The following is a 15,117-nucleotide window of genomic DNA, read 5'->3' as shown; positions in this document are numbered from 1 at the left end:
AAAGGAGCGAATGGCATGTATGCAGTGGCTTTAACCGGTAAAGAGCAGCTTGAATACAGGGAGGTGACATTATCCTCCTGTGGACCTGAAGAAATAACACTTAAGGTCCACGCCGTCGGGATATGCGGTTCAGATCTCCGGATTTTCAAGCAGGGAGATTCCAGAATTGATATGCCACGGGTGACCGGTCATGAAATAGCAGGTGAAATCATCGAAACAGGCAGTATGGTTACCGGTTTGGAAAAAGGCGACCGTGTGACACTCGGTGCCCATATCCCATGCGGCTTCTGCTATTACTGCCAAAAAAACATGGGGCATCAATGTGAGAAAAAACACTCCATCGGTTACCAGGTGGATGGCGGCTTTGCTGAATACGCGGTTCTCCCGCGCGAATTTGTCCGTTTCGGATCGATTCAGAAAATTGCCGGAACAACCAGTTTCGAACAAGCCAGCCTGTCCGAACCATTTTCGTGTGTATTAAGCGGGATTCGTGAAGTGGGAGCGGGAGCCGGTGATACCATCGTGGTTTACGGCGCCGGTGCCATCGGCTGTATGTATATCGCAGCTCTGAAACGGATGGGGGCGGCACGTGTGATAGCCGTCCAGCGCTCCGCTCCGCGCAGACAAAAAGCAGCAGAGGCCGGAGCAGATCGTGTCGTCGATCCTTCGATAGAGAACATGTCTGACATTATGAACGAGGAGACAAACGGTTTGGGCGCAGACCGGGTCATTGTCACCGCTCCATCCGCCGAACTGCAGAATGAAGCATTGGATATCGTGAGAAAAACCGGGAGCATTCTTCTTTTTGCCGGAATGAAATCTGCTGAAGCCCCGCCTTTTGATACGGATAAAATTATTTACAAACAGCTCCGTGTCACCGGTACCCACGGCGCCCCGAGGGACCTCCACATGGAGGCGGTAAAATGGATTGATGAAGGTTTGATAAATTTCGACTTATTTATCACGCATACGTTTGCCCTGTATGAAACAGACCTTGCTTTTCGAACCGCTGATGGAAAAGAAGGACTGAAGTGCGTCGTACTGCCGCAGAAACCATGAAAATACTGCGCTTCACACGACAGCGTCATTTCAAAAAACAACCCCGGTTCCGCGTGGCTGCGCGGCATTCCGGGGTTGTTTATCAGTCCGGAACTCCAAGGGCAATCTTGGCGTAACGGGACATTTTATCTTTCGTCCAAGGCGGAGTCCATACAATATCTACATCAATTTCGCTGATTTCTCCGAACTCCTGCAGGTCTTTGAGGGAGTATCTGATATCACTGACGATGGTTTCAGCCAGTGGGCAGCCCATCGCTGTCAGTGTCATAGTGATTTTCACATTACTCTCTTCATCTACATCCACGCCGTAAACAAGGCCCAGATTTACAATATCAATGCCGAGTTCCGGATCTGTTACGTTTTCCAGTTCAGCCATCACTCGTTCTTCGAACTCCGTCATTTCTTCGGCCATCCAGACACCTCCTTTTTTTCCTTACCTTCACTTTAACAAACATCCACTATTAAAAAAATAAATTTGTCTTTTCCTGACGCGGGTCTATCCGTAAAGCTTGTATATATAGTATACTAATTAAGGTTTTACCACATGCATTTCATTTGATTCACGATGAAGGTGCCGATACAATTCTGTATGGTACAATCTTTTCCTAATAACCTAGTGGAGGTACTACAGAATGATGCTGCTGTGGCCAGCTTTGCTGCTTGGAATTATCAGTCTCGGTCTAATTATCTTTTTTTATCAGCGATGGATGCCGGTTTCCGGTGTGAAAAGTGCGCCGCTCCCCGAGCAGCCTCTGCCGGAGGGAACCATCATTCTGGATGTCCGTGACTACCAGGAGGCCGATCACTTTCCTGTAAAGAATGCGCATCTGCTTCCCTATCCTTATTTAAAACGTCATATTCAAACCATTGATGCGAACAAGGTGTTTGTTGTTGCCCCTGATAAGGTTTCGCGTAATTTAAGCATACGTCTCCTTCATAAACAAGGATTTTTTGTCTCAGGATTTGCAGTAGTCTGCGCCGGTCAGCCGGACTGCTCCACGGCTTCTGTCGACTGCAGTTGAATATCCGGTTTTTACACCCCGAAAGGCAGATCCCCCCTGCATTCGGGGTTTTTTTACGGCGGAAAACGCCACATTTTGAAAAATTTCATTCTAATCTCTGTTTTGCGGTCGTATCTATTGTATAGTACGCCGAAGCGACGGCGATTTTTACAAAAAACGGAGGGCCGCCATGAATATCCTCACCCAGCGCTGGTCGACTCATTTGAAAGAAGATATAGTCATTGAATCGTTCAGTCATCGGATCAAGGTGTATAAACTGCCTCCTTTTCCGCAATGGAATGCGTATCTTGCATCGCTCTATGATCTTGCGGTGGAACAAAACTGCGACAAACTGATCTTCTACGTAAAGAACAGAGAACGGCACCGATTTAAAAAGGCTCCCTTCATTCACGAAGGAGAGATAAAGGGTTTTTTCCGCGGCATAGATGCTTTTATCTATTCCTGGTTCCTTAATCCGCAGCGGGCTTATCATGTGGACCGACTGCAAGAAGATAACGTACTGAAGAATGCCTTCGACCTCCCTGCCGAAAAAAACCGCTCTTTTTTTCCAAAAGGCTATACGATGCGTCATCCGGGTGAAAACGACGCAGAGGAAATGGCACGTCTTTATCGAGCCGTCTTTCAAACCTATCCCACCCCTATGCATGATCCCGAATTTATCCGGAAGGTCATGAAAGAGGAAGTGTACTTTACCATCATGGAATATGAAGGCAGCATCGTCAGCGCATGTTCCGCCGATGTGCTTGCGCCTTTTCAGAGTGCTGAGATGAGTGACTGCGCCACACATCCGGAGCACCGGAATCAAGGACTGTTAAGTACTCAGTTTTCCTACCTGATCCAGCAGATGGAGCGCCGGGGGCTTTGGTCCCTTTTTTCCTATTCTCGCTCTCTGTCGTTTGGAATGAATCTGGTGAACGTGTATCACGGATTTGAGTACGGCGGTAAAATGGTGCGTAACAGTAACATAGCAGGCCGACTCGAATCAATGAATGTATGGTACCGTCAGCTCCGCACTGTCTGATACGCTAGGAGCTCTGCTGTTTACATGACGGCCCGCCTCAAAATGCTGATTCGTGCATCCGTTTTCCTGATAAATCAAAATCCGCGGGGAGCACACCCCGCGGACCATTTTATACCCACTGAAATTTCTGACCCCAGCTTTCCCTGGCAAGCTGTTCAATTTTTTCCACGACTTCCTTTTCAACAGCAAACGAATCTCCCTGCTCATACGGATTATAATGAAAGGCATAAAGCCGGGAAACAAATTCATGAAAAGGCAGGGACGATTCTCCCTCTTTTTCTCCATGCCCACGGACGCTTGGCTCGATGCCCTGCCCCCAGTTCTGGGAACTGTCGTTATTTGGGTTGTAGAAATAGACACGGTACGTATCATCAGGGTCATACGCAATCCGCTGAATCGTAATGGCGTGGAAACCGAGAAAGTTTCCGTACACGGTCGTTACACAGATGCCGACCGGATTGGGATAAATCATTTCGTGGCCTTCATTGTAATCCCGGTGGTGCGTTGCGTAAAACAGACGCACAAAGCCTTGATAATCGATAACATTCTGTGTGTTGTGCTGAAATACTTTGCTGAATGCTTTCGCTATCCAGTCCCCGTAAAAGGCTGGATTTACCCACTTATGCGGATCATCGCCGCGGAACTGCACGCGCCGGACCATGTCGGCGTAAATTCTGTCAAGATGCGGCACGAGAACGAGCGAAACCGGATCCAGTTCTTTATGAAGTTCCGGGGCCAGCCCGCCTGGCAGATCTTTCGAATGAATCGTCTGACCTTCAAATGTCATATCAATATCTCCATCCCTTGCCGCTCTTGGAACCAGTTCGAGGAGATATCCCGGGTCATGAATCGACCAGAGACTGAGGGCCCGCGCACTCTGACAGGTAGGATTCAGACCCTGACCGATGCCAAGCGGCTGCCCCAAAACACTGATGACGCCGGCTGTCAGTACATCGCCTGCTGTCAATCCTTCCTGTTCACTGTCTGATGCTTCCATCAATGTTTTTCTGACATCCTGTTTAATATCCAGATCAATCAGCCGGCGGAGTCCGGGAAGTACCGGAGGCTGGGACAGCACCCCCCGCTCCAGCATACGGGCCAGGCCGTACAGGGACTGACGGGTCGGCAGATGGATGGAAACCTTGATCAGCTCCTGCACCGTTTCAAAATGTTCCTTCAGGTGGGATTTTCCTTTGCTGCTTAATCCAAGCGCCTCCTGCATCGTTTTTATATCGGCATTGCGGTTGAGATACCGGACGAGCGCCACATGATACGGCGATACGAGACCCGTGTCCCTCATTGACTGCCCGAAAGCCGATGCTTCCCCGCTCAGCGCCTGTTCATCAAGATCCTGCAGACTGCTGCGGTATTCATTCACACTTTGACTTTCCTTCGCCCGCTTAGTCACGGTGGAAATCGCGTGGTGAAACGTCTCAATTGCTTTTCTGTCCTGTTCATCCACGTCTTCATGAAGCAGCTGCTCCGCTTTTCTGATCATCAACCGGACTCTGTCCGTCATAATCGGACGCTGTACCATCAACCGCTTGATTTCATCAATCAACGTGCTTGAAATGGACTGCAGCGACAATTCATCCACCATCAAGGCAAACAGATTCTGGGCCCGCTCCGTTTCTTTCCCCTGCTGCTCCTGCTTGTCTGTCTCATCTGTTTCTTCGGGAAAAATAAAGTCCAGATTGTTCGCCATCACTTCATTGAGATATTTTTTCGCGTCGGACGCACTTACTTCAGGGTGTGTATGTTTTTGCTGTGCCAGTGAAATCATTCGCAGTTCACTGAGGAGCGCGACGATGGATTCCACCCCGTCCGCTCTCAGCGAACCGTTGACAAGAGCCGGCTGCAGCTTGGACGGCTCTTCCCACGGTCCTCCCTCAAACACCCCTGCTTCTTCGAATCGCGGCGCATATTCATAAAGCTGCTGCATTCCTTTTTCTTTCTCCGCCATCTTTTTCGCTGTCTGAAAAAAGTGGGTCTGGTACATATCTTTGGCATAAGGCGCTGCCTGGTTTAATGTTTCAAATGCCTGTTTGAGCGTTTCTTCTTCCCCGCCTGTGTTCATTTGAACTGCCATGTGCAATCTCCTTTCATTTTTCAGGGTTAGATGTAAAAGTCAAAATCAACATAATCCCGCAATGGTTCTCTCACATGGTCGTGGTTGTCATGATGGAAAAACACAACACCTTGCGGGTTCCCGAATCCTTCCATTTCAGGAACTTTGCGCTGCGCAGGGGTGAACATCGTGTGACGGTCAAACCCAGGGTGTTCTTCCAGTTCCTCCGGCACATGCAGCTTCTCGATGGTCTTTACCCTGGGGTACACCATCAGGCTGCCGGCATGCCCTTTGGATTTGCGTTCTTTCGGAAAAAACGACTGCAGTTCCTCTTCACTCGTATTTGGATCGGAACAAAGGATGTGTGCCTGAAATGGATTGAAGTCGTACGTTTTCTTAATTAAATCAAAGATATTGCCGCCTGGAATGCGGGCAGCCACCTCTATGAAGCTGATTTTTCCTTCTTCATCAATGAAAAATTCAGGATGAATGAGACCGTACTGGATATCAAATGCCCGGATCAGCGCCTGAACAGCGCCTCTGATTTTTTTACGCTGCTTCTCGATTTCCGGAGACGGCGGTGCCATCATGGAATAGCCGAATACAATATATTCGGTAATGTTGAGGAACTGAATCGTACCGTTATGCACAAATACTTCGCAGGACACTTCCACCCCGTCCAGGTGGCTTTCCACAAGATTTGGAAATGCCTCATCCTCTAAAGCGTCAATATCGGCCTCGGTACGGATAATCCGGTGGCCGACATCCCCTGCTTTATCAAATGCCTTCACGTGAACGGGATCCTGTTCTTCCTCCCCGGCTTTCAACATCGCGTCATTAACCCGGCGGAAAAACTGCTTCACTTCCTCTTTATTATTGGCTTCTTCGAACACACCGACTTTCAGCCCTCCCAAAAGAGCTCTCCGTTTCATTTTTCCTTTATGACGGAAAAGAAGGGAGTGCCTGAAAACTTTTGGGTCTTCCTTAATTCTTCCATTAACAGCCGCGGCCCACTCTACGGTATCCTCAAATAACGGCACTGCAAGCCCTGTATTCTCCTCTTTCAGTAACTGATAAAGCTCTTCACTCTGCTCCCATACGTCTTCCATAGAATAATGTTTCTTATAATGATCAAAATCCCACGCAATAAAAGGAAGGTCATATTTTTCAGCATACTGCTCACAGTGCGGCGGCCCTACAATGACAAAAGGACGGCCGAGTTCGTCTGCTGCCTCAATGGATGGAAGACTCCATCCGATAAGTGCTGTTTTATACTGATTATCGTTCTGTGTGCTTGTCATATTCCCGCATCCCCTTTTCATCACTTTTAGCTGTCTGCATGATGCTATTTTTACCGGGAATGCCGAACTTTATGAGCAGGATCAAAAAGAAAAACACCGCTTTGACATAAAAAACCCCGGACTGTAAAAACAGCCCGGGACGCTTTTGCAGTTACTTTTTGTAGCCGTTCAGGGTGCCTGCGCCGGTCACGGTCACCACGTTTTCCGTAGAAGCCGGATCCAGTCCTTCTACAGCCACCATGCCGTCCATCGTGCCTTGTTCGGTTTCAAATATCAAATGTTCTTTACGGCTGTCCCGCAGTGCTTCCATGAAAAAGCGCTGGTTTTCCACGCCGTAAATAACAGCTTCCCACTGCTCGGGATCATTATTTTTAACCGTCAGTTCAGCGGTATCAAATGTTATCCGTTCGTCTTTTCCCAAAAAGATTTTATCGATTTTCATCGTGAGCCTCCTTAAAATGAATACGTACTTAATCTGCGTTCCCTGCTGTTACGATTTTAAACATGAAATCCTGGCTGCATGAATAAAGACGGTACCGGGAAAAGCATAAATAAAAGGAGGAATTTACGATGCAGAGTCATACATACGTCTTCGATGTATACGGCACTTTATTTGATGTGCATTCCATCACTGCAGCGTGCGAGCGCGCCGCAGGAGAAAAAGGAGAAGCGTTAAGCAGGATATGGAGGGAAAAACAGATACAATACACCTTTTTGCGCCAGGCGATGGGCAGATACCGCTCCTTTGAACAGGTGACACGGGATGCGCTTCGTTATGCCTCGGCATCCGTCAGTACAACCTTGTCAGAGGATACAGAAAACACTTTGATGAAGGCCTACCAGTCCCTCGACCTCTTTCCTGAAAGCAGTCGTGTGCTCCAGACACTGAAACAAAACGGCAGAAGCGTTATCGTATTCAGCAACGGGACAAGGGATATGCTGGAACCGCTGCTTCGTAACGGCGGTATCCGCTCCTTCATTGACGCTGTGATCAGTGTGGACGATATTAAGCAGTACAAACCATCTCCTGCTTCCTACCAGCTGATCCTCGATGAAGTCCATGCCCGCCGGTCCGACATTACATTTTTATCAAGCAACGGCTGGGACATCAGCGGGGCTGAAGCATTCGGCTTCACGACTGCATGGGTGAACCGCAGCGGCGCACCGGTAGAAGAGCTGCAGCTCCCCCCGGATGCCGAGTGGCACTCCTTATCCCCATTAGAAGAATCTACCTCTTGATAAAGAACATGCGTTCCCTTACACTGAAACATACAATCATCATCATGGAGCGGTGACTATGGAACGCACTATTTTTCTTGTCGATATGCAGTCTTTTTACGCCAGTCTCGAAAAAGTATTCCGGCCGGACCTCGAGGAACAGCCCGTCGTTGTCGCGGGAGATCCGGACATTCGAAGCGGTGTCATTCTGGCCGCCTGTCCGGAGGCGAAAAAATGGGGAGTGCAGACGGCCGAGGCGCTGTGGGAAGCGGAGAATAAATGCCCGCATCTTACGGTGATCAAACCACGCATGCAGCTTTATCTTGATGCATCTGTTGAAATCGCCGCCGTTTTCGAAGCGGTCAGCAATCAGGTGGAACCGTACAGTGTCGATGAAATTTTCGTGGAAATGACACACGTGCTCCGTCCGGATGAGAGCCCCGAAGAAGCCGCCCGTCTTCTGAAACGGCAGGTGAAGCGGATGCTCGGCGTGAATGCCCGGGTCGGTATCGGTCCGACAAAGGTTCTTGCCAAAATGGCGTGTGACCACTTTGCCAAAAAAACGCCCGGGGAAATGTTCACCCTTTCTGATGCCAACCTGCAGCAGCAGCTGTGGCCCAGACCTGTCGGCGATTTATTCGGCGTCGGAAGCAGAATGGAGAAACACCTGCGAAACATGGGCATCCGCACCATCGGACAGCTTGCCGCCTTTCCACTGGAACAGCTGCAGAAACGCTGGGGCATCAATGGTGAATTAATCTGGCATACCGCGTACGGGCGCGATTCCTCCCCGGTTACCACCGATACCCATGTCCACCGTAAAGGAATCGGCCACCATATGACACTGGCGCGTGATTATTACAGCTGGGAGGAAATCCGTGTCGTTCTGCGCGAACTGAGTGAAGAGGTGGCACGCCGGGTGCGCGCCGATGGATGCATGGGCTGCACCGTTTCAGCCGGCGCCGGCGGGCACGATTTTGATTATCCCGCCGGCTTTCACCGGCAGGAGAAACTGATGGATTACACCAACGATGGAACCGTCATTTATGAAACGGTGTGCCGCTTATTCCGTGAGCATTGGACGGGATTTCCCCTCCGCAGTGTCGGGATTACGCTGGACCAGCTTGTTCCCGATACGTTCCGCCAGCTTTCTTTGTTTTCCCCGCTTCAGGACAAAGAAAGCCTGAACCATACCATCGATCACTTAAAACAGCGCTTCGGCAGTGCCGCCGTCCTGCACGCTTCCTCCCTCACACAAGCCGGCCAGGCGTTACTGCGGGCACAGAAAATCGGCGGTCATTACAAATAAGGAGCGCTGCACAACATCCATCCTCCTGCACTTCCACAGATTTCAAAGATAATGCTGTCCCTCCCTCATTTCCGGCCGCATAATTCCTGTCGTTCTGTAGAACCTAAGCTGATGAAAGGAGGAAGGCACGTGAATCATGTTACAGCCCTTGGCATCAAAACCGTCCTTACACTCCTGATTCTGCTTGTTGTCCTGTTACCAGCCGGTGGATATCCGTTCTGGAATACAGCCGGGCTGGCCCTCATTGTGACAGGGACTGCTTATGTAATCGGGGATTTATTCATATTAAAAGCAACAAATAATACTGTTTCCACCTTAGCTGACATCGGATTATGCACATTGGTAATCTGGCTTGTCGGTCCGTATATTTTGAATGAGCCTGTACCCTTTATTTTAGCGTTGCTGTCCGGAATCATTATCGGGGCAGGAGAATGGTTTTTTCATAAATATGTCATCAATGCTGTTATTTCTAAAAATCCAAAAGTATATTCCTGAAAGGAGCGTTTATCATTTTTTATCACAAAAAAGAACTTCAGTATAATGCAAAACCTGATAAACCGGATCCCGTATACGCCAAAAAGCTGCAGGAAGTGTTGGGAGGGCAGTTTGGAGAAATAACCGTAGCTATGCAGTATCTTTTTCAGGGCTGGAACTGCCGCGGAAATGAAAAATACCGGGATATGCTGCTTGATATAGGAACCGAAGAAATTGCCCATGTCGAGATGCTGGCGACCATGATCGCACAGCTGCTGGATTCCGCGCCGGTGGAAACCCAGGAAAATGCAGCCGAGGATCCCGTCTTAGGGGCAGTTATGGGCGGCATGAATCCCCAGCATATCATTGTGTCAGGATTGGGAGCCCAGCCGACCGACAGCTCCGGCTATCCGTGGAATTCAAGATATACGATCGCAAGCGGGAACCTGCTGGCCGATTTCCGGGCCAATTTAAATGCCGAGTCCCAAGGCAGACTGCAGGTTGTCCGTTTGTATGAATCCACCACTGACCAAGGTGTGAGAGACATGCTGTCCTTCTTAATCGCCAGAGATACCATGCACCAAAATCAATGGATGGCTGCCATCGAAGAGTTGGAGCAGCAGCAGTCTGTTGTTGTCCCTTCCACTTTTCCAAAAGAAAAGGAAAAACAGGAAGTGGCTTATTCGTTCATGAATTTTTCAGAGGGAACCCAAAGCCAAACCGGACGATGGGCAAGTGGGACAACTATGGATAACCAAAGCACATTTGAATACGATGGAAACCCGAAGCCAATGGGACAAGTCCCCTCTTTACATCCCGCGCCTCCTTATGTTCATGACACGCCTCTGTTTCCAGACAATCTGTGAATGAAAAGAAACAGCCTGGAGAAAATAATATGGGACAGCAGAACCAAAAATAAGAATTGCTCTGAAAAGATGGGATTTTCATCTTTTCAGGCTTTTCTATTCATGATGACATATTTTTTCTACATAATGCCGGAGGGAAAATGACCCAGCATTAGTAAGAATGAACTGTATATTAGAATAAGGAGGATGGTTTTTCCATTGCAATCAAGAAAAGACAAAGCAGAAGCTGATATTACCACCCATTTGAAAAATCCATATGACATTGTCCAGGGACTGTTAAAAGATTCTACCACTGCACTGAGACTAAACGAAAATGTGTACCATTTACTGAAACAGCCGATGAGAGTTCTGGAGGTTTCCATTCCTGTTCGTATGGATGACGGACGCATCGAGAATTTCACCGGATACCGCTCTCAACACCTCGATATTCTCGGACCGACCAAGGGAGGAATTCGATTCCATCCTGATGTGAATGCGGACGAAGTCAAAGCACTGTCTATCTGGATGTCTTTAAAATCGGCGATCCTCAACCTTCCGTTCGGAGGCGGCAAAGGCGGCATCATCGTCGATCCTGATGAACTTTCCGAACGTGAACTGGAAACATTAAGCCGTACTTATATCGAAAAAATCACCCCCCTTATCGGTCCCCAAAAAGATATACCGGCACCTGATATCAATACAAGTCCGAAAGTGATGGGCTGGATGATTGATGAATATGACAAACTGCGCGGCCATAATATTCCAGGAATGCTCACAGGGAAACCCGTCATTATCGGCGGTTCGGCAGGAAGGCTGGCTGCAACAGGACGAGGGGTTTCGATTACCATTCAGGAAGCAGCCAGCGTCCTCGGTATGGAGCTGAATGGTGCCACAGCCGCCCTGCAGGGATTTGGCAATGTCGGCAGCATGACAGCTGAGTTTTTACACCATCTCGGGGTGAAAATCACCGGCATTACCAATGCCCATGGCGGTATTTATGACGAAAACGGACTTGACATTCCGGACATACAGCAATTCGTCAAAAAGGGAAATGTGGTTCATACGTATCCCGATGCCGATCCTTTAACAAACGAGGATGTATTTGGACTTCCCGTTGACATTTTTATTCCGGCAGCCGTAGAAAATCAAATCACAAAAAATACCGCACCTGCCATCCAGGCAAAAATAGTGGCAGAAGCCGCTAACGGACCAACCACCCCTGAGGGAGATAAAATAATGGAAGAAAAAGACATATTTGTTATCCCGGATATTTTGTGTAATGCCGGGGGGGTGACGGTCTCGTACTTCGAATGGGTTCAGAACGCGATGAATTATTATTGGAAAGAAGACGAAGTGAATGCGAAGCTCACCGAAAAAATGAAAGAGGGATTTCAGAAGGTCCTCGACATACGTAGAGAGAAACAAATTCGGATGCGTCAGGCCGCCTATACTGCCGGCATCCATCAAATCACAGAAGCCTTCCATGCACGCGGATGGATTGAAGAACCATATGACAAATGACGCCAAAAGACGGAGCTGGGGAGAAAGCCCCTGCTCCGTCTTTTCAAGTTGAAACGTTTTTTCAGAAGGTCGTATCCGTCATGTCATGCCTGCCTTTTTTTACGTTCACTCCTCCTGCAAACGAATACCGATAAATTTCAGCTCCGTCATGTCCTCGAGCGCATACTTCACTCCTTCTCTGCCGATCCCACTTTGTTTTACACCTCCATATGGATGGTTGTCCTGACGATAAGTTGAAATGTCATTAATCCACACACCTCCGGTTTCCAGCCGGTCCGCTGTACGGAACGCACGGTTGATATTTTTTGTGAACACACCAGCCTGCAGCCCGTAGATCGAATCGTTTGCCATCGAAACTGCTTCTTCTTCCGTTTCAAAAGGAATGATTGATACGATGGGCGCAAATACTTCTTCGGCCGTGATTTTCATGTTGGAGGTTACATTCGTCATAATCGTCGGCGTCAGCATAGTTTTGTTTCGACTTCCTCCAGTCTGAACAATCGCTCCTTTGGCTGCCGCATCTTCAATCCACTGCTGGGCCCGTTCTGCTTCGTTCTCATTAATCATCGGACCGATATCGGTCGTTTCCTCCGCTGGATCCCCGACGTTTAATGCTTCGGTCTGCTGTACATACCGGTCCAGGAATGTTTCGTATATCGTACGCTGGACATAAACACGCTGGGCGGAAATGCAGACTTGTCCGGAAAAGGCAAATGCTCCTTTAACAAGCGTTTCCACAGCATGATCTAAATCAGCATCCTCAAAAATAAGATTCGGGGAATTCGACCCCAGTTCCAATGTCACTTTCTTAAAACCCGCCTCTTTCCGGATGGAACGTCCAACCGGCAGGCTTCCGGTAAACGTGATTTTCTGCACCCGGTCATCTCTGGTAAGCGGAACACCTGTCTCTTGTCCCGTACCGATAATCAAGTTCAGCACACCCTTGGGAAGTCCCGCCTCCTGCAGCAGCTGTACAAGCCTATAGGCAGACAAAGGTGTTTTTTCTGCCGGTTTATAAACAACGGTATTTCCTGCCGCCAAAGCAGGAGCGATTTTATGAAGCGACAGGGTTAACGGGAAATTAAACGGTGTGATGGCTCCGACCACACCGAGCGGTTCCCGTTTCACAAACCCTTTCCGGCCTGCCCCGCCGACCGCTGCATCCATTGGAAGTACTTCACCGGTCATGTGTTTCGTTTGTTCTGAAGCGAAACGCAGCACCTGGACGGAGCGATCTATTTCTGCTCTGCTGTGGCGGATTGGTTTGCCGGCTTCGAGCATAATCACTTCCGCAAACGAGTCCGACCTTTCCTGCAAAAGGTCAGCTGCCCGGCGGAGAATATCAGCCCTCTTATGAGCCGGCATCTGCTTCATAACAGAGTGAAAAGTGTCTCTGCTGTTCTGCACAGCCTCTTTCACATCCTGTTCGTCTGCAGGAATTAACTCGGCCAGCTGTTCCTGGTTATATGGGTTTTTTACGTACATCGCCGGCCGGCGGGACTCCGTTCGTTCTATACCGTCAATGATTGATCCAATCCTCATTCAGCATGTCCCCCTAACAAAGGATGTTTCCAAGTTTTTCAGTTAGTTTCATGTTCTCGCTGTAATCGACCGGGCAGTCAATCAGTACCGGCTTCTGCAGGGAAACAGCCTCCTCCATAACAGGCTTCAGTTCTTTTGCATGACTGATTCCGTAAGCTTTCAGTCCATAAGCACGGGCGAGTTCCGTAAAATCCGGATTACCAAAGGAGATATGGGATGTACGCTCGAAATAACGTTTCTGATGCCACTCAATTAAGCCGTAGCCGTTGTCTCTCCACAATAAAATAATGACCGGCAGATTCATACGTACGGCTGTTTCGAGTTCTGCTCCCGTCATCTGAAAGCCGCCGTCTCCGCAGACTGCAACAACCGTCCGTTCCGGGTGAACCATTTTAGCTGCTGCCGCTCCCGGCACAGCAATACCCATAGAAGCAAGACCATTGGAAATGAGGCAGGTGTTGGGATGGGAGGTATGATACATCCGGGCCATCCACATTTTGTGTGCTCCGACGTCGGAGATAACAATATCCTCCTCATTTAAAACATCCCGCAGATCAGCAATAATTTTCTGTGGTTTCACCGGAAAACCTTCACTCTCCTGAAACGAGGACAGCTCCTGAAGGGCCTGGGTGCGGACGTTTTTCACCCACTCTATATCTCTTGTTTGAGAGGGCAGAGACTGAGTAAGAGCTGTCAGATTCGTCCGGATACAGCCGGTAATCTGAACGGCTGGCGGATAGTACGCATCGACTTCCGCTTCCTTACTGTCCACATGAAGAATCGGCGTCCGTCCGTCCGGATTCCAATTTTGGGGCGGGTATTCCGCCATATCAAAGCCGGCGGTGATAATCAGGTCCGCTTCCCTGAAACCGCAAGTGATGTAATCATTTCCGCTCAAACCGGCTGTAAGCAGATTTCTTTCGTGATCGCGCGGCAGAGCTCCTTTTCCCATGAATGTTTGCACGACAGGGATATGCTGCTTTTCAACGAGTTCAAGCAGTTCCTTTGCAGCACCGGCTCTGGCAATACCGTTGCCGGCAAGAATTAAGGGATGATCCGCACGGTTGATTATCTCGAGTGCTTTATTCATATTTTGTTCTGATGCTTTCACCTTTGCAGTCGATCGAACGGGCAGCGGCGAACCGGCGGCTTCCATTCCGGCTACATCTTCAGGAAGGTCAATATGAACCGCTCCCGGCTTTTCCCTTGTGCTCTGCTCCACCGCTTTTTGAACGATTTCCGGAACGGTATCCGCTGATTTTATCTGGGTATTCCATTTCGTTACAGGCTTGTACATCGAAACCAGATCATAATGCTGGTGCGATATTTTGTGGTGACGATTCAATCCGGCCTGCCCTGTAATCGCAATCAGCGGACTGTTATCCATATTGGCATTGGCAACACCGGTCATTAAATTGGTAGCGCCTGGGCCGAGAGTCGCCAGACACGCAGCCGGTTTACCGGTCAGACGCCCGTAGGTCCCCGCCATAAACGCAGCCCCGGTTTCATGCCTGGTGACGATGAATTCAATCCTGGAATCAATCAAAGCATCCATCAAATCAATATTTTCTTCCCCCGGCACTCCAAACATATATTCAATTCCTTCGTTTTCAAGACATGTTATAAGCAGTTCCGCCGTATTCAAAACACCCATCCTTTCCTGTACGCATTATTGTTTTAGCTTTTGCAGGAAACAAAAATTTAAACATAGGTGTCACAGCTCCACAAAACCATTTT

The 15,117-nt window shown here is 48.9% G+C and carries 14 protein-coding genes; 8 read left to right on the top strand and 6 right to left on the bottom strand.

All coding sequences use genetic code 11. The annotated features are described in order from the left end of the window. The first annotated feature begins 15 nt into the window (after window positions 1–15). Window positions 16–1,059, top strand: a complete 1,044-nt coding sequence (locus BM124_RS10140; RefSeq protein WP_093337289.1) for an alcohol dehydrogenase catalytic domain-containing protein — start codon at window positions 16–18, stop codon at window positions 1,057–1,059. A gap of 82 nt (window positions 1,060–1,141) precedes the next feature. Here the strand turns inward: BM124_RS10140 and BM124_RS10135 are convergent, their stop codons facing one another. Then, entirely contained in the window at window positions 1,142–1,471 is a 330-nt protein-coding gene (locus tag BM124_RS10135) for a metal-sulfur cluster assembly factor (RefSeq protein WP_093337288.1), read from the bottom strand. A 220-nt stretch (window positions 1,472–1,691) separates the two neighbouring features. Between BM124_RS10135 and BM124_RS10130 the strand changes: the two genes are divergently transcribed. After that, complete coding sequence (locus tag BM124_RS10130; protein ID WP_093337286.1) at window positions 1,692–2,081, top strand: rhodanese-like domain-containing protein; 390 nt, start codon at window positions 1,692–1,694, stop codon at window positions 2,079–2,081. Between the two features lie 169 nt (window positions 2,082–2,250). Further along, a complete protein-coding gene (gene ablB / locus BM124_RS10125; RefSeq protein WP_093337285.1) occupies window positions 2,251–3,102 on the top strand; it encodes a putative beta-lysine N-acetyltransferase in 852 nt (283 codons plus the stop codon). Between the two features lie 109 nt (window positions 3,103–3,211). Here the strand turns inward: ablB and BM124_RS10120 are convergent, their stop codons facing one another. The 3 genes from BM124_RS10120 to BM124_RS10110 form a co-directional block, all read right to left on the bottom strand. Then, window positions 3,212–5,191, bottom strand: a complete 1,980-nt coding sequence (locus BM124_RS10120) for a hypothetical protein (protein ID WP_093337283.1) — start codon at window positions 5,189–5,191, stop codon at window positions 3,212–3,214. Window positions 5,192–5,217: 26 nt separating this feature from the next. Further along, window positions 5,218–6,471: an ATP-grasp domain-containing protein gene (locus BM124_RS10115; RefSeq protein ID WP_093337282.1), complete on the bottom strand. Its 1,254-nt coding sequence runs from the start codon at window positions 6,469–6,471 to the stop codon at window positions 5,218–5,220. A gap of 151 nt (window positions 6,472–6,622) precedes the next feature. Continuing rightward, on the bottom strand, window positions 6,623–6,913 hold the full coding sequence (locus BM124_RS10110) for a hypothetical protein (protein ID WP_093337280.1): 291 nt from the start codon (window positions 6,911–6,913) through the stop codon (window positions 6,623–6,625). Between the two features lie 128 nt (window positions 6,914–7,041). On the opposite strand from BM124_RS10110, the gene BM124_RS10105 reads away from it, so the two are divergent. From BM124_RS10105 to BM124_RS10085, 5 genes are all read left to right on the top strand, one after another. After that, a complete protein-coding gene (locus BM124_RS10105; protein WP_093337279.1) occupies window positions 7,042–7,710 on the top strand; it encodes a haloacid dehalogenase type II in 669 nt (222 codons plus the stop codon). 58 nt (window positions 7,711–7,768) lie between these two features. Continuing rightward, the gene (locus tag BM124_RS10100) at window positions 7,769–8,998 is read left to right on the top strand and encodes a DNA polymerase IV (RefSeq protein ID WP_093337277.1); all 1,230 of its coding nucleotides are present in this window, start codon (window positions 7,769–7,771) and stop codon (window positions 8,996–8,998) included. Window positions 8,999–9,127: 129 nt separating this feature from the next. Beyond that, window positions 9,128–9,493 carry a DUF2512 family protein gene (locus BM124_RS10095; protein WP_093337276.1) on the top strand — a complete coding sequence of 122 codons (366 nt, stop codon included), beginning with the start codon at window positions 9,128–9,130 and terminating at the stop codon, window positions 9,491–9,493. A gap of 14 nt (window positions 9,494–9,507) precedes the next feature. Beyond that, window positions 9,508–10,338, top strand: a complete 831-nt coding sequence (locus tag BM124_RS10090) for a manganese catalase (RefSeq protein WP_093337275.1) — start codon at window positions 9,508–9,510, stop codon at window positions 10,336–10,338. A gap of 198 nt (window positions 10,339–10,536) precedes the next feature. After that, the gene (locus tag BM124_RS10085; RefSeq protein ID WP_093337273.1) at window positions 10,537–11,838 is read left to right on the top strand and encodes a Glu/Leu/Phe/Val family dehydrogenase; all 1,302 of its coding nucleotides are present in this window, start codon (window positions 10,537–10,539) and stop codon (window positions 11,836–11,838) included. Window positions 11,839–11,943: 105 nt separating this feature from the next. On the opposite strand, the gene BM124_RS10080 is transcribed toward BM124_RS10085, so the two are convergent. Continuing rightward, complete coding sequence (locus BM124_RS10080) at window positions 11,944–13,380, bottom strand: aldehyde dehydrogenase family protein (RefSeq protein WP_093337272.1); 1,437 nt, start codon at window positions 13,378–13,380, stop codon at window positions 11,944–11,946. Window positions 13,381–13,393: 13 nt separating this feature from the next. After that, window positions 13,394–15,034, bottom strand: coding sequence for an acetolactate synthase large subunit (locus tag BM124_RS10075; RefSeq protein ID WP_170841087.1), 1,641 nt, complete (start codon window positions 15,032–15,034; stop codon window positions 13,394–13,396). Window positions 15,035–15,117: the final 83 nt, after the last annotated feature.

The sequence above is a fragment of the Salibacterium halotolerans genome (genome assembly GCF_900115625.1).
GTDB classification, from domain to species: Bacteria; Bacillota; Bacilli; order Bacillales; family Marinococcaceae; genus Salibacterium; species Salibacterium halotolerans.
This window is presented reverse-complemented; position numbering and strand designations above follow the sequence as displayed.